This is a genomic window from Vibrio sp. MA40-2, from assembly GCF_047302445.1.
Lineage (GTDB): Bacteria > Pseudomonadota > Gammaproteobacteria > Enterobacterales > Vibrionaceae > Vibrio.
The window spans coordinates 2,769,502-2,789,370 of the sequence record NZ_CP178628.1 but is presented as its reverse complement, the minus strand read 5'-3'; the positions used below and the strand labels follow the sequence as shown (position 1 = coordinate 2,789,370).

The 19,869-nt window shown below is 40.3% G+C and carries 16 protein-coding genes; 9 read left to right on the top strand and 7 right to left on the bottom strand.

The features are described 5' to 3' along the window. Positions 1 to 5 precede the first annotated feature (5 nt). Positions 6 to 3,473, bottom strand: a complete 3,468-nt coding sequence (gene mfd / locus ACLKML_RS20055) for a transcription-repair coupling factor (RefSeq protein WP_413284717.1) — start codon at positions 3,471 to 3,473, stop codon at positions 6 to 8. A gap of 2 nt (positions 3,474 to 3,475) precedes the next feature. Beyond that, positions 3,476 to 4,045, bottom strand: a complete 570-nt coding sequence (locus ACLKML_RS20050) for a PilZ domain-containing protein (RefSeq protein ID WP_413284716.1) — start codon at positions 4,043 to 4,045, stop codon at positions 3,476 to 3,478. Positions 4,046 to 4,242: 197 nt separating this feature from the next. On the opposite strand from ACLKML_RS20050, the gene lolC reads away from it, so the two are divergent. Next, entirely contained in the window at positions 4,243 to 5,451 is a 1,209-nt protein-coding gene (gene lolC, locus ACLKML_RS20045) for a lipoprotein-releasing ABC transporter permease subunit LolC (RefSeq protein WP_413284715.1), read from the top strand. Between the two features lie 82 nt (positions 5,452 to 5,533). On the opposite strand, the gene ACLKML_RS20040 is transcribed toward lolC, so the two are convergent. Beyond that, positions 5,534 to 7,423, bottom strand: coding sequence for a TRAP transporter permease (locus ACLKML_RS20040; protein WP_413284714.1), 1,890 nt, complete (start codon positions 7,421 to 7,423; stop codon positions 5,534 to 5,536). 114 nt (positions 7,424 to 7,537) lie between these two features. After that, the gene (locus ACLKML_RS20035) at positions 7,538 to 8,467 is read right to left on the bottom strand and encodes a TAXI family TRAP transporter solute-binding subunit (protein ID WP_413285942.1); all 930 of its coding nucleotides are present in this window, start codon (positions 8,465 to 8,467) and stop codon (positions 7,538 to 7,540) included. Positions 8,468 to 8,710: 243 nt separating this feature from the next. Between ACLKML_RS20035 and lolD the strand changes: the two genes are divergently transcribed. Both lolD and lolE read left to right on the top strand, forming a co-directional pair. Continuing rightward, entirely contained in the window at positions 8,711 to 9,415 is a 705-nt protein-coding gene (gene lolD, locus ACLKML_RS20030; RefSeq protein ID WP_413285941.1) for a lipoprotein-releasing ABC transporter ATP-binding protein LolD, read from the top strand. 1 nt (position 9,416) lies between these two features. After that, positions 9,417 to 10,664: a lipoprotein-releasing ABC transporter permease subunit LolE gene (gene lolE, locus ACLKML_RS20025; RefSeq protein WP_413284713.1), complete on the top strand. Its 1,248-nt coding sequence runs from the start codon at positions 9,417 to 9,419 to the stop codon at positions 10,662 to 10,664. A gap of 147 nt (positions 10,665 to 10,811) precedes the next feature. On the opposite strand, the gene ACLKML_RS20020 is transcribed toward lolE, so the two are convergent. Then, entirely contained in the window at positions 10,812 to 11,321 is a 510-nt protein-coding gene (locus tag ACLKML_RS20020; RefSeq protein ID WP_413284712.1) for a DUF2062 domain-containing protein, read from the bottom strand. Here ACLKML_RS20020 and ACLKML_RS20015 point away from each other — a divergent pair. The 6 genes from ACLKML_RS20015 (at position 11,305) to ACLKML_RS19990 (ending at position 18,193) form a co-directional block, all read left to right on the top strand. Then, the gene (locus tag ACLKML_RS20015) at positions 11,305 to 13,584 is read left to right on the top strand and encodes a DNA internalization-related competence protein ComEC/Rec2 (protein WP_413284711.1); all 2,280 of its coding nucleotides are present in this window, start codon (positions 11,305 to 11,307) and stop codon (positions 13,582 to 13,584) included. The genes ACLKML_RS20020 and ACLKML_RS20015 overlap by 17 nt on opposite strands. Positions 13,585 to 13,618: 34 nt before the next feature. Continuing rightward, entirely contained in the window at positions 13,619 to 15,367 is a 1,749-nt protein-coding gene (msbA, locus tag ACLKML_RS20010; protein WP_413284710.1) for a lipid A ABC transporter ATP-binding protein/permease MsbA, read from the top strand. A 2-nt stretch (positions 15,368 to 15,369) separates the two neighbouring features. Further along, positions 15,370 to 16,377, top strand: a complete 1,008-nt coding sequence (lpxK, locus tag ACLKML_RS20005) for a tetraacyldisaccharide 4'-kinase (protein ID WP_413284709.1) — start codon at positions 15,370 to 15,372, stop codon at positions 16,375 to 16,377. Further along, positions 16,358 to 16,537 carry a Trm112 family protein gene (locus ACLKML_RS20000; RefSeq protein WP_317715298.1) on the top strand — a complete coding sequence of 60 codons (180 nt, stop codon included), beginning with the start codon at positions 16,358 to 16,360 and terminating at the stop codon, positions 16,535 to 16,537. The genes lpxK and ACLKML_RS20000 overlap by 20 nt, the downstream gene beginning before the upstream one ends. Then, entirely contained in the window at positions 16,537 to 17,292 is a 756-nt protein-coding gene (gene kdsB, locus ACLKML_RS19995) for a 3-deoxy-manno-octulosonate cytidylyltransferase (protein ID WP_413284708.1), read from the top strand. The genes ACLKML_RS20000 and kdsB overlap by 1 nt, the downstream gene beginning before the upstream one ends. 121 nt (positions 17,293 to 17,413) lie before the next feature. Beyond that, complete coding sequence (locus ACLKML_RS19990; RefSeq protein WP_413284707.1) at positions 17,414 to 18,193, top strand: MipA/OmpV family protein; 780 nt, start codon at positions 17,414 to 17,416, stop codon at positions 18,191 to 18,193. Between the two features lie 100 nt (positions 18,194 to 18,293). Here the strand turns inward: ACLKML_RS19990 and ACLKML_RS19985 are convergent, their stop codons facing one another. Further along, positions 18,294 to 18,794: a YfbU family protein gene (locus tag ACLKML_RS19985; RefSeq protein ID WP_413284706.1), complete on the bottom strand. Its 501-nt coding sequence runs from the start codon at positions 18,792 to 18,794 to the stop codon at positions 18,294 to 18,296. A 146-nt stretch (positions 18,795 to 18,940) separates the two neighbouring features. Further along, positions 18,941 to 19,681, bottom strand: a complete 741-nt coding sequence (gene pflA, locus ACLKML_RS19980; protein ID WP_413284705.1) for a pyruvate formate lyase 1-activating protein — start codon at positions 19,679 to 19,681, stop codon at positions 18,941 to 18,943. Positions 19,682 to 19,869: the final 188 nt, after the last annotated feature.

The window sequence follows — 19,869 nt, the reverse complement described above, 5'->3', positions numbered from 1 at the left end:
AACTATCAAGCGCTTTTGGGCATTCTATTTTGTTGAAATTGTTCAAGCAAATCAGATATAAAGCGAATTCTTTCACGTCTATCTGTTAAGGGTACCGCAAATTTAAGTTTTGTTGGTCCTTCCATACTATATTTTTGCGCGTGTCCTTGTAACAGTTTAACTAAAAACATTGGGTTAATGTCCGCATTAGGATAGAACTCTATATAGCCACCTTTATCATGTGCTTCAATTTTTTTCACATCAATAGCGGCAGCGTTAAGTTTTACTTCGTTAATAGAGAGTAAGTTTTTAGCGGCATCTGGTAAAGAACCAAACCGGTCAATAAGCTCAACTTTCATCTCCATCAGTTGACTATGATCCTTAACGCTAGCAATTCGTTTGTACATGGACAAACGAGTGTTTACATCCATAATATAATCATCAGGTAGTAACGCTGGTAGCCGTAGTTCAACTTCTGTTTGTTCTTTCAATAAATCATCTAATGAAGGCTCTTTTCCTTCTTTTAGTGCTGCGACCGCTTGCTCTAGCATTTCCATATACAGAGTGAAGCCAACAGAGTGTATTTGGCCACTTTGTTCATCACCTAGAAGTTCGCCTGCGCCGCGTATTTCAAGGTCATGAGTCGCAAGGGTGAAGCCTGCTCCGAGATCTTCCAATGAGGCAATAGCATCAAGGCGCTTTATCGCATCTTTGGACATGGCTTTTGGGTGAGGAGTGAGTAAGTAAGCGTAAGCTTGATGGTGTGACCGACCAACACGTCCACGTAATTGATGCAGTTGTGCTAGACCAAGTTTATCGGCTCTATCCATTATGATGGTATTTGCCGTTGGTACATCAATACCGGTTTCAATAATGGTTGTACAGACCAGCAAATTAAAGCGTTGATGATAGAAGTCGTTCATTATGCGTTCAAGTTCGCGTTCACGCATTTGTCCGTGAGCGGTGACGACTCTGGCCTCTGGTATTAATTTAGCCAGATCTTCTGCCACTTTATCAATTGTTTCTACTTGATTATGTAAGAAGTAAACTTGTCCTCCGCGCATAATTTCACGTAATACCGCTTCGCGTGTAACACTATCTTCGCTTTGTCGCACAAAGGTTTTAATCGCTAAGCGGCGTGCGGGTGGCGTTGCAATAATCGACAGATCTCGCATACCGCTCATCGCCATATTTAAGGTACGAGGAATAGGAGTCGCCGTTAAGGTTAAAATATCAACATCGGCACGCATTGCTTTCACTTTTTCTTTTTGACGAACTCCAAAGCGATGCTCTTCATCGACAATAAGCAAGCCTAAATCTTTAAAAGTGATGCTATCTTGCAGAAGTTTATGTGTTCCGATGAGAATATCAACTTTTCCATCTGCAGCATCACTAAGAATTTGTTTTTGTTCTTTAGCGGACTTAAAGCGAGAAAGGACTTCGACTCGAATAGGCAAATTCGCAAATCTATCACGGAAGTTTTCAAAATGTTGCTGTGCTAACAATGTAGTCGGGACAAGCACGGCAACTTGTTTTTCATTATCTGTGCAAACAAAAGCAGCGCGCATCGCGACTTCTGTTTTACCAAAACCAACATCGCCGCAGACTAATCTATCCATTGCTTTTGGTTGGCACATATCTGACATTACGGCGTTAATAGCAGTTGCTTGGTCTTCTGTCTCTTCAAATGGGAATGTTGAGGTGAACGTCGCATATTGCCCTCGGTCTAACTTAAACTTATAACCGGGTTTGAGTTCTCTTTTTGCATAAACGTCCAATAGTTCAGCTGCTACATCACGAACTTTTTCTGCCGCTCGTCGACGAGCCTTGGCCCACGTTTCACTGCCGAGTTTGCTAATTGGTGCGCTATCTTCTGCGCCACCAGAATAGCGACTAATGAGATTTAAAGACGCGACAGGTACATATAATTTGGCGTCATTGAGATATTCTAACGTGACGTATTCCGTTTTTAATCCACCTGCCTCTAGCGTTTGTAAGCCAATATAGCGACCAATACCATGATCGATATGCACAACTGGCTGCCCTTCTTTTAGTTCGGCTAAGTGGCGTACAACAGTATCACTGTTGACGGCTTTGCGATCTTTACGGCGTCGTTGAATGACTCTGTCACCTAATAGGTCACTTTCGCAAATAAAAGCAAAGTTGGGAGCGTTATGCACAAAACCATGTTCGGTTAGACCAATGACCATTGTGTACTTTTGATCACTGTTAAGGGCTTCAGTTAGCGACCCCATTTCAACTGGTCTTAGCTTAATTCTTTGCAATAGTTCTAAAAGTGCTTCTCTGCGTCCTTCTGACTCAACAGAAAAAATGATTTGGCCATCATAGCTTTCACTAAATTGTCGCAGAGCAGCTAAAGGTTCTTTATTTTGTTGTTTAGCGTGCAGCTCTGGTAATGATTCAATGTCAGAGTTAGTTCTTCCTGCTCGAGTTTGAATTTTTTCTATCGAAAGTTGTGCGACTGGTTTTTGTTTGAAGTGAGAATAAAGCTCGTCTTTTTTTAACCATAAGTCTCGTGGTTCGAGTAGCGGACGTAATGGATCTATTTTTCTTTGTTCATATCGGTAGTCTACGTCAGCCAAAAACGTATCGATAGCCCCTTCAATATCGCCAACATTAATAAGTAATGTTTGCTCAGAAATATAGTCAAATAACGTTTCTGTATGATCAAAAAACAGAGGTTGCCAATATTCAATTCCGGCAGGCCATGTTCCTTTGGTCACTTGCATGTAAATGGATTCAGGCTCGCGTCTGGCTTCAAACTTCTGTCTCCAGCGCCCTCTAAACTCTTCAATCGCTTGTTTAGATGTCGGAAATTCGTGGGCTGGTAATAAGCGAATATTATCTATGGTTTCAATCGTTCGCTGATTTTCAGGATCAAATGTACGAATGGTATCAATTTCGTCATCAAAGAAGTCGATTCTAAACGGATCGTTACTGCCCATTGGGAAAAGATCGATGATTGAGCCTCGGTTAGCATATTCACCGGGACCGAATACTTGGTCGACATTTCGATAACCTGATTTTTCAAGTTGAATACGGAGTTTGTCTAACGAATAAAGATCACCAGTTTTGACCATTAATGTGTGTTGCATTAGGAAATCTCGTGGAGATTGCCTTTGAAGTAATGTACTGACAGGCACTATTGTGATGCCATTCGACTGCGTCGGCAGTTGGAAAAGTTTTGCTATGCGTTCGGATATAATCTCTTGGTGAGGCGAAAAATTATCGTAAGGCAACGTTTCCCAATCTGGAAAAAGATTTACTTGTGAAGGGTAAAATTGCTCTAATTCAGCCAGTAACTTTAATGCTAGTTGTGGATCAGGGACAATAAGCAATGTGTGGCCATTATGCTGCTGAGCCATTTCTGATATAGCTAAAGGTAGAGAGCCACCTATTAGGTTGCCTAGATACTTTTTGTCGCCTGGTTTACTTGGGGAGACAATGGAAAACAGTGATTTATTATTCGACATGATTATTTATTTTGGCGGTCTATTGAACGTTGACGTAATAGTTTTTGTTGTTGATACAGGGCGGCTTTAATTAGTAGATCTTGGTCGATATCTCGAAGTCGTTGGTAGGTTAGGGTGATTTCATAACCTTGTTCTAATTCTTTACACTCGACAACTTTTGCATAGCAATATATTGCAGCAGGTGGATGATCTAAGAAAAGTTTTACTCTTACCAATGAAGCTGTCGCTAAGGTTGTATTACTTTTATAGCTAAACTGGCTGGCACCAAAACTGGTAGTGAAGCAGCGAAATTCCTCTTTATCTTGCTGTGCAAGCATAAACGTAAGCAGTAAATTTAGCTTGCCATTTTGATGATCAAGCAATTGAACAACATGTTTGAAGTCGCTATTTTTTAGTTCGTTCATGGCGCTTTCAGTTAAGCTGTCGAGTTGACTAAATTCACTGGCGACAATAAACGGTGCAGGAACTTCCGAAATAAACTCATTTTGGTTAGGCAAAATAAAACCGTTATCTAGTGGTTCGACATTCGCTGTCAGTTTATGGTGGACTGTAAAAAATTCTTGTTGATCCATGCCTTGATTCCTTTTGGGTAACCTTTTGATTATCGTCATGTCTGGCAACATAGCAAGGAATGCGTCCTATTCCTTACAGAATTTTTTACTTTTTGTTTATTTCTATCACTTTGTACTCTATTTCTAGCACTTTCCGCTATAAACTGAGACAAATAATCGTTACATTAATCTCATTCTCAATACTTGGTGTGTTATCCATGTTTCATCCTGTCTCAGTATTTATCGGTTTGCGTTACCTTAGGGGTCGGTCGGGGGATCGTTTTAGTCGCTTTGTCTCGATTATGTCTACTGTCGGTATTACGATTGGTGTTATGTCTCTGGTTACTGTTCTTTCGGTAATGAATGGATTTGAATCACAGCTTAAAAATCGTATTTTAGGTGTCCTTCCGCAAGCGGTTATTCATCAAGATCAGGAAAAAACCCAGTATAGTTCTTCTCCACCGGAATTTTTGTCGGCTATTTCACAAGTAAAACATGTGGCACCTTTAGTTCGGAGTGAGGCGGTTATTCAAAGCCCTGCACAACTTTCAGCCGGCATATTACTTGGAATAATGCCGTTAGAGAACGATCCAATCGCACATTATTTAATGGGTGGTAAGCTTGAGAATTTGCAAGCCGGTGAATACAAAATCTTTTTGGGACATACGTTAGCACGGAACATGAAAGTATCCATCGGTGACAAAGTACGTTTGATGGTGACCAGTGCTAGCCAGTTCACGCCATTAGGACGCATTCCTAGCCAACGTAATTTTACCGTAGCAGGGATGTTTAATACGGGTTCGGATGTTGATAGCCAGTTAATGATTGGCCATATCGAAGATATCGGTCGCTTGATGAAATATACCTCGGAGACGATCTCTGGATGGCGACTATTTTTTGATGACCCGTTTATTGTGTCAGAATTAGCGACCACTTCACTTCCAGACGGCTGGTTTTGGAGTGATTGGAGAGAGCAAAGAGGTGAGCTTTTTCAAGCAGTAAGAATGGAAAAAAACATGATGGGCTTGATGCTTGGATTAATTATTGGTGTGGCTGCGTTTAATATTATATCGGCTCTGATTATGGTGGTGATGGAAAAACAATCTGAAGTGGCCATTTTGAAAACACAAGGTATGACAAACAAGCAAATTTTGACTGTGTTTATGGTGCAAGGTGCGAGTAGTGGTGTAATAGGGGCATTAGTTGGTGGTGGATTAGGTATGTTACTGGCAAGTAATTTGAACTCTATTCTTAGTACTGCGGGTGTCACGTTATTTTCGACCGGTGCCCAATTACCTATTAGTATAGAACCAATTCAAATAGCCATTGTTCTTATATCGGCAATTTTATTGAGTTTATTGGCAACGCTTTACCCTTCTTATAAGGCGTCGTCAGTTAAGCCTGCAGAAGCGTTACGGTATGAGTAGTAGCGAATAAAACAAATTAAAAACAGCGTTATGCATTACCTATTCATAACGCTGTTTGCTTTTTTTTCCCTGTAGCCGACAGTTAATGTGCAACGGCCAATTTAGATTTACGCACGTTGATCATAATGGCGAGACATAATGCTCCAATACAAGCAAATGAAATAATAGTGGTACCAAAGGTGATTCCTACCGCCAAAGCGAGCCATATGAGTCGTTCTAGTTTTGACAGATAATCGGCAAAGTAACCTTCGATACTACCAGCAAATGCAACGACTAATGCTATGGTGTAAATGGTTGCGAGTGCGAAGTCTGGTATTTGGCTACTATCGAAAATCAAGCCAGAAAACGCCATCATCAATGGAATCAAGAAGAAGCCTTGTGCCAGTTTGAATGCTTGAACGGCTGATTTCATTGGTGAAGCCTTAGCTATCCCAGCTCCTGCGAATGCGGCTAATGCGATAGGAGGGGTGACGTTAGATGTTTGGGATAACCAAAATACAATCATATGCGCTGCCAATAAGCCAACACCAAAATCAAGTAGAGTAGGGACTGCCATTATTGACAATACAATGTAAGCCGCAGTAACGGGTAACCCCATGCCTAATATTACGGCAGCTAAGGCTATTAACGCCAAAGCAGCAAATAAATGGCCACCAGAAAGAGCGATAAGGAATTGGGTAAATTGTAGTCCGATACCAGTTTGCCCGACCACACCCACAACGATACCCGCCGTTCCACACGCTAGTGATATTGGCAATGCTAATAAAGCACCTTCTTTCATTCCTTCAAAGAATAATGCCAAATTTATGCGGCTATGTTTTCTGCACAGTGATGCTAATAAAATAGCAGCACAGCCTGAAATACCAACCAGCACTGGTGAATAGCTCATTAATAATAATGCGGTGATTAATACTAATGGAACAAGAAAGTGCCACCCACGCTCAAGAACGACCTTAATCTGTTCTACACTGTCCATGCCTTTTAAGCCGAGTTTACAAGCCATAATGTGCACATAGAGCAGAGTACAAGCGAAGTAAAGAATGGCTGGCATGATGGAAACTAACAGTATTTCGCTGTATGGAATCCCAGTGAACTGCGCCATAACAAATGCACCAGCGCCCATTACAGGCGGCATTATTTGCCCTCCAGTCGATGCTGCTGCTTCTATACCTGCGGCTTGCTCTGGTTTGTAGCCTAGCTTTTTCATCATTGGAATGGTGAGTGAGCCAGTTGTGACTGTATTAGCAATAGCCGAGCCAGATATTGAGCCTAATGCTGCCGATGAAATGACACTTGCTTTAGCTGGGCCGCCTCTATATTTTCCGGCGATAGAAAAAGCACTATCAATAAAGAACTTACCCGCGCCTGTTACTTGCAAAAAGGCGCCGAATAACACAAAGATAAAGACCACCCCGGCGGCAATAGCTAGCGGTGCACCATAGACTCCATTGGTCGAATAAATATGGAAACGAATAATATCTTCTAACGGAAACCCGTTGCTCGCAATTTGATCCGGCAAATAATTCCCAAACATAGCGTAGGCGAGAAAGATTAATGCAATCGCTACCATGACAAGCCCAACGGTACGCCGAGTGGCTTCTAACAGTAATACGATAATGATGCATCCGGCTAATTTGTCATAACCGACGATCCCGTCTAGTAAAAAGGTAATGTCGTCGTAGTCAAAGGATACAATACGCCATGTGGCCCAAAATACGAGAACGCAACAGATTAGGTCGATAACTCGACCCATTAAATATAGTAAAGCGCTATGTCGTTTGGATACGATTGGATGAGAAAGAAACACCAGAATAATCACCCAGCTAAGGTGTATGGGACGAAATACTGGTGCAGATATATCAGCAGTTATTCCCTGCCAAATCTGAAATACAGACAAGGCGATAGCCGCGATAGCGGCTATTTTTATGGATGATTCGACCAGAAACTGCTGAATGGATAAAGCTTGTCGCATAAAATACTCCACTCTTTTTATACTTATTTTTAAACCAGATGTTAGATCTATAGTGTATCTACTCAGTCATATTTCATGCTAATAAGTGGATAGTCATATAGGTCGAGTATCGGTTTATTTCGATTGTTCGTCGAAATATTTTTGCGCACCAGCATGAATTGGTACACCGCTGAGCTTATGCATGTTTTCTAGCGTTGTATATTGCGTTACTTTGATAGCTTGGCGGACTTGGTCTATATTTTCGAACATAGATTTGGTCATTTTATAGATCAGATCTTCATCAGTGTTTTTGTTTACAACTAATACGTTCCATACTGCTGGAGTATTAAATTTAGGGACATTATTGTAGCTATTAGCAGGGATTTCTAACGGTTGAAAAGATGGAATCTCTTTAGCTATTGCTGCAAGTTGTTCTGGTGTAAAAGAGATCATTTTAATATCACGAGTGAGTGCCAATTCTGTCACCGCACCCACACCTAAACTACCAACAATAACTCCCGCATCAATTTGTCCATTGGCTAATGCAGAAGTGGTGGCGGTGTAGTTTAAACTTTGAGATCTTAAGTCACTTTCATCGATACCTAATACAGATAAAATACCGATAGCACTGGTTCGAGTACCTGAGCCCGGCGCACCAAGTGATACTTTTTTGCCTTTTAGATCGTTAATATTGGTAATGTCTGAATCAGCCGGAACCATGAAGTGCACGACGTTTGGATATAATGCAGAGATAACAGCAACATCCATTTTGCGAGGGAAAGGTTTAATACCTTGGTGAGCTTTTTCCACTACGCTACCCATCGCAATGCCTGCTAACTGTTTAGATGTGGCAACTTTTATACTGTTTTCTACGGAACCTGCGGTAACTTCCGCTCTCATATTGAAATCTGGAAGAGTTTCGCCCCAAACTTTTGCTAATGTCCCTCCTAATGGATAGTAAGTGCCGCTTTGGCTGCCAGTACCAATGGTATAATTTTCAGCAAAAGCAGAGAACGAGAGTATTCCTGAAGCGACAAGCGTTAGAAGCTTTTTATTAATTGCCATCATGTTACATTTCCTTTTGTATCAATAACGAATGATTGAGAGCAGAGAATAGACTGGATTCAACCATTTAACTTATAACACTTTAGTCTATATACCAGCATTTACATAGGTGCAAGTTTTGTGTATTCGAGTGTCTATATATATAAAAACGCCTCGCAGAATATCTATAATTGGTCAGTCTATCCGTGCTATCATTATTTATAACACTTTGTTTTAACTTGGTCATATATGGCTGCTCTAGATGTGAATTACCTATTAAAATGCGAATCAATTAGCAAGATATACCGAGAAGGTGCGATGGAGACTGAAGTTTTAAAAGGCGTCAGTTTTTCAATGCAGCAGGGTGAGCTTGTTTCTATTATTGGTACATCCGGTTCTGGAAAAAGTACTTTATTACATATTTTAGGTGCGCTTGACGACGCAACTCAAGGTACGGTTGAATTCTTAGGACAAGATTTGGCTAGCTTCAGTGCGAATAAACAAGCAAAAGTCAGAAATCAACATATTGGTTTTGTGTATCAATTTCATCATCTTCTATCTGACTTTTCAGCTCTGGAAAACGTAGCTATGCCGTTGCTAATAGCAGGTCAACCAGCAAGTTTTGCTAAAGAACAAGCTGCAGAGTTACTGGCTAAAGTAGGCTTGTCTCATCGAATAGAACATAGGCCGTCTGAGCTTTCTGGCGGAGAAAGGCAACGAGTAGCCATTGCTCGAGCGTTAGTGAATAAGCCAGATTTAGTGTTAGCGGACGAACCAACTGGCAATTTAGATCATGTCACCGCGCTTGCAATTTATGACTTAATGCGCCAGTTAAACCGTGAATCAGGGACTGCTTTTTTAGTGGTTACTCATGATGGTGAGTTAGCTGGAAAAATGGATAAACAATTTAATATGAAAGATGGTTTGCTAACCAACACTGCTCAGACCATGAATGCAGCGGAGATTTGATTTGTTTTCTTCCCTATCTTTCTTGATTGGTCGCCGTTTTAGTGGTGGTAAACAGCGCAACAAAATGGTGTCGTTTATTTCTATCTCTTCTACGCTTGGTATTGCTATTGGTGTTGCTGTTATTATTATCGGTCTTTCTGCAATGAATGGGTTTGAGAAAGAACTGAACAATCGCGTCTTGTCTGTTGTGTCTCATGGCGAGTTTGAAGGTGTCAGTGGTGAGATAACAGAATGGCAACAAATCATGGACCAAGCACTGTTGCATGATAAAGTGACCGGTTCTGCACCTTATGTACGTTTTACGGCTCTTGCTGAGCGTGGGCAAAACATAAAAGCGATAGAAGTAAGAGGAGTTGACCCAGAGTTAGAATCAACCGTTTCTAGCTTAGTGGAGTTTATTCCTCAAAAAATATGGCAGAATTTTCAAGCAGGCCAGAGGCAAGTTATATTGGGCAAAGGAGTTGCTGATAATTTAGGCCTTACGGAAGGGGATTCGATAACACTGCTGATTCCTGCTTTAAATGTTGCAGTTAATAAAGTACAAGCGCCGAAAAGAGTACGAGTTAAAGTTGCAGGGTTACTGACATTAGGCGGGCAAATTGACCACGCTTTAGCATTAGTTCCTTTAAAAGATGCGCAAGAGTACGCTAAGTTAGGTTCGTCTGTTACCGGTGTTGCAATAAAAACAAGTGATGTTTTTAATGCACCTTTATACGTTAGGCAGATCGGTAATCAACTAGAGAGCTATGTTTACCTAAAAAGTTGGAAGCAAAAATACGGTTTTCTTTATCGAGATATTCAATTAGTGCGTACTATTATGTATTTAGTTATGGTGCTTGTTATTGGTGTTGCCTGTTTTAATATCGTGTCGACACTGATGATGGCGGTGAAAGATAGAGCGTCCGAAATCGCGATATTACGTACCATGGGCGCAACAGACGGTTTGATTCGGCGAATATTTATTTGGTTGGGTGTTCTATCTGGGGTGCTAGGCAGCCTTGTTGGCAGTCTTGTTGGAGTGGTGGTCGCCTTAAATTTAACTGGATTAATTACCGGATTAGAGCGGCTTATAGGACATAAATTCTTATCGGGTGATATCTATTTTGTCGATTTTCTTCCTTCTCAAGTTAATAGTTCAGATGTGTTAATAGTGTCGGGTACGGCTATTGTTTTGAGTTTATTGGCCACGTGGTACCCAGCAACAAAAGCGAGTCAAATGAATCCAGCTCGCGTATTGAGTTCTAAATAGTCACTAATTAGTGACCGGAATAAAAAGAGAAGCTGACCTTTTGGGTCAGCTTCTCTTTTTTTGTCTACATGCAAATAGTTCTCACCATGCATCTGCAAAGTCGCTCGCAGCAATGGATGATTGAGCCATATCGAAAATCAAAATAGGTTATCGTGTTTGTCTTTGTTGCCAGCTTCTCACAACGGAATAACGCCATAAACCACGGATACCAAAATAACCAATAGTAGCGGCTATTAAGCCACAGATTAAGCAACCCAATAGAAAGGGGGGACCGATGGTGCTCATCTGGTTGACTAAAAAGTCCCAAGAAAGTTCAAAGTGAAAACCTTGCCTAGGGACATGCATAAGACGAGCGCCTACTTTATAACAGCCGTAAAACATAATAGGCATAGTAATAGGGTTGCTTATCCATACTAAAGCGACTGCAAGGGGAAGATTAACACCGAATACTATTGCCATACCTGCTGACATAATCATTTGGCTTGGCAAAGGAACGAAAGCAATAAATAGCCCTAGAGCAAACGCCCCCGATGCAGAGCGTCTATTTAGACACCACAAGTTGGGATTATAAAGCACATTGCCGAATATTTTTAACGCCTTTTGGCGTTTGATCACTTCGGGATTTGGCATGAAGCGCTGTATGAACTTTCTTGGCATTACGACAATGACTCTCTTTGGCTACCACTGGAATATTGTTGTTTTTATTGTGACCACACTGACTTTTCCATACTGGCCGTTTCCTCCAGTTATCCAAAGTGTCGTCGTACTACTCGTATTGACTATAGCAAGTTATCAAATATCGCAGCTTTATTGGCTCCGAGGTCTGTTGCTAGCGCTTATTTCTGTCTCTGTACATAGTTATTATTTTCAAATGAAGATAGATACTACATTCCGTGAAGGTAATGATACTACCATAGTTGCCCGAGTTGACAGCTTTTTTAAAAAAATAACCCATGGCAATGAATACATACTTAGATTTGAATCAATTAATGGAGATAAGATCCCATTTGTTTTTCAACCATCGGTAAAGGTAGTAACGTCAGAATCATTAAAACTGTTGCTCGGAGAGCAGTGGCGCCTTCAAGTTAAAATTAAACCAGTATACGGTCGTCTTAATGAAAGTGGCTTTGATCAAGAACGTTACTTTATTAGTCAAGGCTTGTATGCCAAAGGTAAAGTTATAGATGAACGCTCGGCTATACGCTTGCAAGTATCTTCTTCGTGGCGATTTAAACTGTATCAAAATGTTCGTCAACACATTAAAGGCACGACTAATCAAGCTATTTTGCTGGCGCTAAGTTTTGGTGAGCGTAGTTTATTGACTAAGCAAAATTGGCAACAACTGAAGAATAGTGGATTGATCCACTTAGTAGCGATATCTGGTTTACATATCGGTATCGCTTACCTTTTTGGTTGGAAAGTTGGCTGTATGGTACGTCTGTTATTAACCAACTGGTTTAGTGCGCCTTTAGTTTTTGCATTAGTGACGGCAAGCAGTTATGCATGGTTGGCTGGCTTTAGTTTATCGACATTGCGTGCTTTATATATGTGTGCTTTGTTTGGTTTTTTTTCTTATTTTGGGCTGAAATTCAATGTACTAAGTATTCTCTTGTGGACGATGGCAGTTTTATTACTGATAGATCCTTTTTCTGTACTATCAGTTAGTTTCTGGCTTTCGTTTTTATCTGTTGCTTCTATCTATGTTTTATCAACGTTACGTTCATTGCATCAGGTAAGTTTGGTCAAAAAAATGATGATAATGCAATTCTCGCTTACTCTGATTATGTTACCAGTCAGTGCATTGATTTTTACTGGATTTAGCCTGAGTTCTTGTTTGTATAATTTGATCTTTATCCCTTGGTTTAGCTTTATCGTGGTTCCTTTGATTTTTGTTGCACTTGGGTTTTCTCTGTTAGTACCATTTTGTGCTGGCTATATTTGGCAGATTGTTGATTTATTATTAATTCCTGTGAGTTGGAGTATTTCATTTGCCAATATGAGTTGGATAAATATTGGTTATCACAATGCATTGTTGATTGTAGCTGCGATTGGTTTTGGTTTAATTAAGCCATTGTTGACGGTTAAGTCATCAATTTTATTTGGATTTAGCTTACTATTTATTAGTTTAAGTATAGGTTTTAAATCCAAGTCAGAATGGCAATTATCTATGCTTGATGTAGGGCATGGCTTAGCTATTTTAATTGAAAAGAATCAGTCTTATTTACTCTATGATACTGGAAATAAATGGGAAAATGGCAGCATTGCTGAATCGGTTATCGAACCAATATTAAGGTATCGAGGTATAAATCGGTTAGATATGCTAATTATTAGCCATACTGATTCTGACCATGCAGGAGGAAAAGAACACATTGAGCAAGTGTTTAATCCTGTTTTAAAATTAAGTAGTCAAGCCATTGATGGTTACCTGCCTTGTGTCGATGGACAAACTTGGAATTGGCAAGGGTTGATTATCTCTGCGTTATGGCCTCCTCGCATCGTTACGCGAGCGTATAATCCGCATTCTTGTGTGATTAAAATTTCAGATGGTGTGTCGAGTGTTTTACTTACTGGCGATATAGAAACCATCGGAGAGTTACTATTGGCACAAAATCCCGCCAAAATCCGGTCGGATATTATGCTTGTTCCTCACCATGGTAGTAAAACATCGTCAACTGATTTATTTTTAGATGCAATTAAACCTACAGAGGGTATGGCTTCTATTGCTCTGGGAAATCAATGGAATTTACCTAATCGCGAAGTGCTAGAAAGGTACGAAATTAGAGATATTATGTGGTTAGATACTGGGCGAGAAGGTCAAATATCGCTTAACTTTACTGCTTCGGGCTGGGAAACCACAAGGGAAAGACAAGCACAATACTTGCATTGGTATAGGCAGAAACTCCGTAAAAGAGTAGAATGATAGGCTAATTACCTTAATAAAATAATGTGTTCCTATGTCTGAAAATCATGATGAGACAACCTTACAAACATTTAAGCGTTTGTGGGTGTATATTCGAAACTATAAAGCTGGTCTTATCGTTGCTATTTTTGCATTAGCTATAAACGCGATAGCTGATACTTATATGATCTCGTTACTAAAACCACTATTGGATGAAGGGTTTGGTAAGGCAGAGTCTGATTTTCTTAAAATACTGCCTTTAATAATTCTGGGCACCATGGTGATCAGAGGGTTAAGTGGTTTTGTTTCTGATTATTGCTTAAGTTGGGTGTCTGGCAACGTTGTTATGACAATTCGTCGTAAATTGTTTAATCACTTTATGCACATGCCAGTCGCCTTTTTTGATCGTGAATCGACAGGCGCTTTGCTGTCACGTATTACCTACGACTCGGAACAAGTTTCTGCTGCAACCAGTAAAGCGTTGGTGAGTATTGTTCGAGAAGGCGTAAGCATTATTGGGTTGCTGTTTTTGATGTTTTGGAACAGTTGGCAATTGTCCATCGTATTGTTAGCAGTTGCACCGTTGGTTGCTTTCGCTATTGGTATCGTCTCTAAGCGTTTTCGTAAAATATCAAAAAACATGCAGTCAGCGATGGGGGTAGTTTCTACTTCCTCTGAACAGATGCTTAAAGGTCATAAAGTAGTATTAAGTTATGGTGGACAAGAGATCGAAAAAAATCGCTTTGATAAAGTCAGTAATTCTATGCGTCAACAGAGTATGAAGCTAGTAGCAGCACAGGCGATGGCGAATCCGATTATTCAGCTTATTGCTTCGATAGCGATTGTTGTTGTGCTTTATCTTGCTAGTATCGATTCCATTCGAAGCGAACTCACTCCAGGCACTTTTGGTGTGGTGTTTTCAGCAATGTTTGGCATGATGAGACCACTTAAAGCTTTAACTAATGTTACCTCTCAATTTCAACGCGGTATGGCGGCGAGTCAAACTTTGTTTGCTCTTATGGACCTAGAGCCAGAAGTGAATGTAGGAACTCGTGAAATCACACGTGCAGAAGGTAATGTTTCAATCAAAAATGTGACATTTACTTACCAAGGCAAAGAAAAGCCGGCATTAGATGACGTAACCTTTGATATGCCGAAAGGAAAAACGATTGCTCTTGTTGGGCGCTCCGGTTCGGGAAAAAGTACAATCGCTAATTTGTTTACTCGTTTTTATGATGTAGATGACGGCGTAATATTACTCGATGACCATAATATTCAAGAGTATACACTTGGTAATTTACGCTCTCAATTTGCCCTCGTATCGCAAAATGTGCATCTATTCAATGATACGATTGCCAACAATATCGCTTATGCAGCCGAGAGTGATTACAGCCGAGAGCAAATAGAAAAGGCTGCGGAGTTGGCACATGCGATGGAATTTATTAATAGAATGCCGGATGGTTTAGATACGGTTATTGGTGAAAACGGTGCGAGTTTATCCGGTGGACAACGACAACGTATCGCTATTGCACGCGCTCTATTGCGCGATGCACCTATCTTGATTTTAGATGAAGCGACGTCTGCGTTAGATACGGAGTCAGAAAAAGCGATTCAAGCCGCGCTCGAAGAATTACAGAAAGATAAAACAGTATTGGTTATTGCCCACCGTTTATCGACAATAGAACAAGCCGATCAAATACTGGTGGTCGATGAAGGTAGAATAATTGAACGAGGTTCACACGCGGAACTCATTGAAAATGATGGGGCGTACGCGCAATTGCACCGTATCCAGTTTGGTGGTTGAGGATGGTAGAAAAAATTTGGTTTGAAAATCATTTTTTAGGTGTGCTCTTATGGCCAATTTTGTGGCCTCTAAGTTGTTTATTTAGATGGGTCGCCAATACTAGACGTAATAATTATCTTCAAAAGCGAACCAACAGCTATCGCGCACCAGTTCCTGTTGTTGTTGTTGGTAACATCACCGCAGGTGGTAACGGTAAAACACCTGTTGTTATATGGTTAGTCGAGACGTTATTGCAAGCAGGTTTACGACCAGCTGTTGTATCAAGAGGATATGGTGGCAAGGCGCAGCAATATCCATTACTCGTGAATGAAAAAGTGTCGACTAAACAAAGCGGTGACGAAGCTAATTTGATTTATCAAAGAACCGGTGTACCAGTTGTGGTAGACCCTAGCCGTGCTAATGCGGTAAAAGAAGCACTCAATTACAATATCGACCTTATTATTACGGATGATGGCTTACAGCATTACGCATTGGATAGAGATATTGAAATAGTGGTTGTGGACGGTTTCCGCCGTTTTGGCAATCAATGCTATATACCACTTGGCCCTTTAAGAGAAGGTCTAGATAGACTTAAAAATGTCGATTTCATTATTAATAACGGTGGGTTAGCTCAAAAAGACGAATTATCTATGGCCTTATCGCCCGGTTTAGCCATAAACTTGGTTACGGGAGAGCAATGCTCAGTTAGCTCGTTGGAGAAGCTTGTTGCCATTGCTGCTATCGGCAATCCAAGTCGTTTTTTCAGAACGCTCGAGTCATTGGGAGCGCAAGTAATAAAACAACAAGGTTTTATTGATCATCAAGATTTTAAACAATCGGAGTTGGATCAATTGGAACATTTAGGAAGTCATTTAATTATGACGGAAAAAGATGCGGTAAAATGTTCTTCGTATGCAAAAAATAATTGGTGGTACCTTCCAGTTACTGCTAGCTTTAGCCATCACGAAGAAAAGAATATAATTGATAAAATATTAAAAGTTAGGGAAGAGTATGGATCACCGTCTGCTTGAGATTGTTGCTTGTCCGATTTGTAAAGGTAAGCTTATATTTGATGCTGAAAAACAAGAATTAATTTGCAAATTTGATCGCTTAGCCTATCCAATTAAAGAGGGGATACCTGTTTTATTGGAATCTGAGGCTCGTATCATGGAAGTGGAAGAGGCGAGATAATGTCATTTACTGTTATCATTCCTGCTCGCTATCAATCTAGTCGTTTACCTGGTAAACCACTGGCTGATATAGGCGGAAAACCAATGATTCAATGGGTTTATGAGCAAGCTTTAAAGTCTGGTGCCGAGCGAGTTATTATTGCAACAGATGATGAACGTGTTGAAACTAAGGCTCGAGAATTTGGTGCTCAGGTATGTATGACGTCCCCTAGCCACGAGTCTGGCACAGAGCGTTTGGCCGAAGTCATTGAGAAAATGAATATTGATAAAGACCATATTATCGTTAATGTTCAAGGTGATGAACCACTTATTCCGCCGGCTATTATTAAGCAAGTCGCGGACAATTTAGCCAGTAATGTTGCTGCTCCAATGGCCACGTTGGCGGTAGAAATAGAACATGAAGCGGAAGTGTTTAATCCTAATGCTGTTAAGGTTGTGATAGATGCTAATGGTTTTGCTCTGTATTTTAGTCGTGCTTCGATCCCTTGGGACAGAGATAATTTTGCCGCAGAGAACAAATGCATCCTTCAACCATTATTAAGACATGTCGGTATTTACGCTTATCGAGCTGGTTTTATCGACACTTACATTAATTGGCAACCGAGTGCATTAGAAAAAATTGAATGCTTAGAGCAACTCCGTGTTCTTTGGTATGGCGAAAAAATTCATGTGGCCGTAGCAAAAGAGACTCCGGTTGCTGGTGTTGATACACCAGAGGATTTAGAACAGGTTAGAGCTATTGTGGCTAAATTTTAACTGCGTATTTTGGTGTTAATATCGGTTGTGGCACCAATGTTGAACATAATATTGTGTGGGTAAATACAATATTATGTTGATAAAAACAATAATGTTCTAACAAAAATTAAGTAGGTGTACTGTGAATGATATCCACAAAATAATTCGGCGATGCGCTGTTGTGAGTCTGTGTAGTGCGCCTGTTTTTATTAGTCTGAATGCGCTATCTGCTCCCTCACCTTGGTCTGTTGGCGTTGGTGCCGCCTATTCGCCAAAAGTGTATAAAAGTACATCGAGTAATCGAACCGTTATTCCTATTATAGGATATGAAGGTGAGCACTTTTTCTTTCGAGGGTTCAGTACTGGTTATCGCTTTAAGCCAAGGAGTTCTGTTCATAATTTTACCATTCGAGCGATTTATGACCCTAGGACATTTATACCGAACGATTCTAATGACGCTAATATGAAGTTGTTGGACGAACGCCGCGATACCGTATTGGCAGGGGCAAGTTATCAGTATACTACTCCAGTTGGTGTGATCGAAGCAGGAGGCGGGGTTGATATTTTAGGGGTTCATAATGGTTTTTATGGCGAACTGAGTTGGAAACTGCCGATTAGGTTTAAACTTGGTGGAATCACGCCTGCTATTGGTTATTCATACAACGATAATAAACTTAATCAGCACTTGTATGGTGTTTCCCAGTCGGAATCAGATAGAACTAGTAATAATATCAGCGAGTTTGATATTAATGGTAGTGGGCAATTTTTTGTTGGGCTTTCTGGTTATGTTTCATTAACTCGAAATTTGTTTGTGCGAGGTGGTATAAGATACACCAACTTAGAAGACGATATCGAAGAAAGTCCTCTATTAGATTCTACCGTTTCAACCAGTGCGAATATTGGTATCGCTTATCGCTTTTAGTTACACCTTGCTACCAATAAAAAAGGAGACTTTACGTCTCCTTTTTTATTGCCTGTCTTGTTGCCAAATAAATGGTATTTAGCGTAGCTTAAAGCGGAATTTAAGCATTGAATATTTGAGTGAATTCTGTGGCTGACAGGTGATACTGACGAGGACAATTGCGCCAAGTTGTTAACATTCGGCGATACTTATCCAGCATAGGCATTTGAGCATTAAAATGATGTTCGCTCTTTTCAAATTGCGGATAAAGTCCTTCTGAGTCGACTAAGAATCGGACATAATTGACGAGTTGATGTTCACTTGCAATGTCAAAACCTAAGAATTGTAATCGACGCTGGTCAACATTACTTCTATCCGTTTCGCTCAGCATTTTGCTGGACTCTTGCATTGCGTGATACATCTCCATGATATTAATAACTTCTCGGCACTCTTCTTCGGTAATTTTACCGAAATGTTTATCGAGTTCACGCATTTGTAACCCATAACCTCTTTCTACAATTGTTTGTAATCGGTTATATTTTGCTTCATTTTCCGGTCTAAGTTTTGACATAAGGTAATATTGATTTGAAAGAATTAGACGTTGAGCGTTGGTCATTTCCATTGTAAAAACCTCTGGGCTAAATTGAAAACTATTATTGTATTAAGATTACCAGTATTTGGCTGATCGGCAACAACTTATCGATGTTATTGCTGTAAATTTTGCTGTCTCTTAAAGAAGAAAATACCGACGAAAGTCGGTATTATTTATTAGTACTTTACGTTATCTACATACTGCTCAAGTATAGAGACCATTTTGTCCATGGTTTCTCTACTTGGTGGATTAACACCTTCCAATGGGTAGTCATAACCCAACGCTTCCCATTTGTGCGCGCCTAATTTGTGATACGGTAATAATTCAACTTTTTCGATATTGTCCATATCTTTAATAAATTCGCCTAACATATGAGCGGACTCATCATCATCTGTGTAACCTGGAACGATGACGTAACGGATCCATGTTTTTTGTCCTATTTTTTGTAGATAGCGAGCGAAATCTAAGGTCCGTTTATTGGATACGCCGATAAAATCATGATGGATTTCATCTTTCATATGTTTGATGTCTAACATTACCAAATCAGATGCCGCTAATACTTCATCAATAACGTCGGTATGCTTACGAATGTAGCCATTGGTATCTAAGCAGGTATGCATACCTTCCGCTTGCGCTGCACGGAAAAAATCACGCACAAACTCGGGTTGCAGCATTGCTTCGCCGCCAGAACAAGTTATTCCTCCACCGGACGCTTTCATAAAATGACGATAAGATTTTGCTTCATTCATTATTTCTTCAACTGATACTTCTTTCCCGCCATGTGTATCCCATGTATCACGGTTGTGACAATACATACAGCGCATTAAACAACCTTGTAGGAATACAATAAACCGGATGCCGGGACCATCTACGGTACCGCATGATTCGAAAGAGTGGATACGACCTGTTGTTGACATAAGTTCTTCTCGACGAGTTTCTATACCTGTTATTTTATTACACTTATGCCTTATAACCTAGTCTAAGTTACCATCACTGCCAACATTAACGGTTAAAATTTTCTACGAAAATACGATTGATTTTCATTACTGCTCAGTGCTGGCTGCTGGTTTCAAATAATTGCATCTACTGCTGGATTTGTGATCCA

Bases quoted from the DNA above. Each gene is read 5' to 3' on its own strand.
- pflA (WP_413284705.1), bottom strand. From the start codon at position 19,681: ATGTCAACAACAGGTCGTATCCACTCTTTCGAATCATGCGGTACCGTA.
- ACLKML_RS20000 (WP_317715298.1), top strand. From the start codon at position 16,358: ATGGATCACCGTCTGCTTGAGATTGTTGCTTGTCCGATTTGTAAAGGT.
- mfd (WP_413284717.1), bottom strand. From the start codon at position 3,473: ATGTCGAATAATAAATCACTGTTTTCCATTGTCTCCCCAAGTAAACCA.
- ACLKML_RS20020 (WP_413284712.1), bottom strand. From the start codon at position 11,321: ATGCCAAGAAAGTTCATACAGCGCTTCATGCCAAATCCCGAAGTGATC.
- ACLKML_RS20040 (WP_413284714.1), bottom strand. From the start codon at position 7,423: ATGCGACAAGCTTTATCCATTCAGCAGTTTCTGGTCGAATCATCCATA.
- lpxK (WP_413284709.1), top strand. From the start codon at position 15,370: ATGGTAGAAAAAATTTGGTTTGAAAATCATTTTTTAGGTGTGCTCTTA.
- ACLKML_RS20015 (WP_413284711.1), top strand. From the start codon at position 11,305: ATGAACTTTCTTGGCATTACGACAATGACTCTCTTTGGCTACCACTGG.
- ACLKML_RS20035 (WP_413285942.1), bottom strand. From the start codon at position 8,467: ATGGCAATTAATAAAAAGCTTCTAACGCTTGTCGCTTCAGGAATACTC.
- ACLKML_RS19985 (WP_413284706.1), bottom strand. From the start codon at position 18,794: ATGGAAATGACCAACGCTCAACGTCTAATTCTTTCAAATCAATATTAC.
- ACLKML_RS20050 (WP_413284716.1), bottom strand. From the start codon at position 4,045: ATGGATCAACAAGAATTTTTTACAGTCCACCATAAACTGACAGCGAAT.
- lolC (WP_413284715.1), top strand. From the start codon at position 4,243: ATGTTTCATCCTGTCTCAGTATTTATCGGTTTGCGTTACCTTAGGGGT.
- msbA (WP_413284710.1), top strand. From the start codon at position 13,619: ATGTCTGAAAATCATGATGAGACAACCTTACAAACATTTAAGCGTTTG.
- kdsB (WP_413284708.1), top strand. From the start codon at position 16,537: ATGTCATTTACTGTTATCATTCCTGCTCGCTATCAATCTAGTCGTTTA.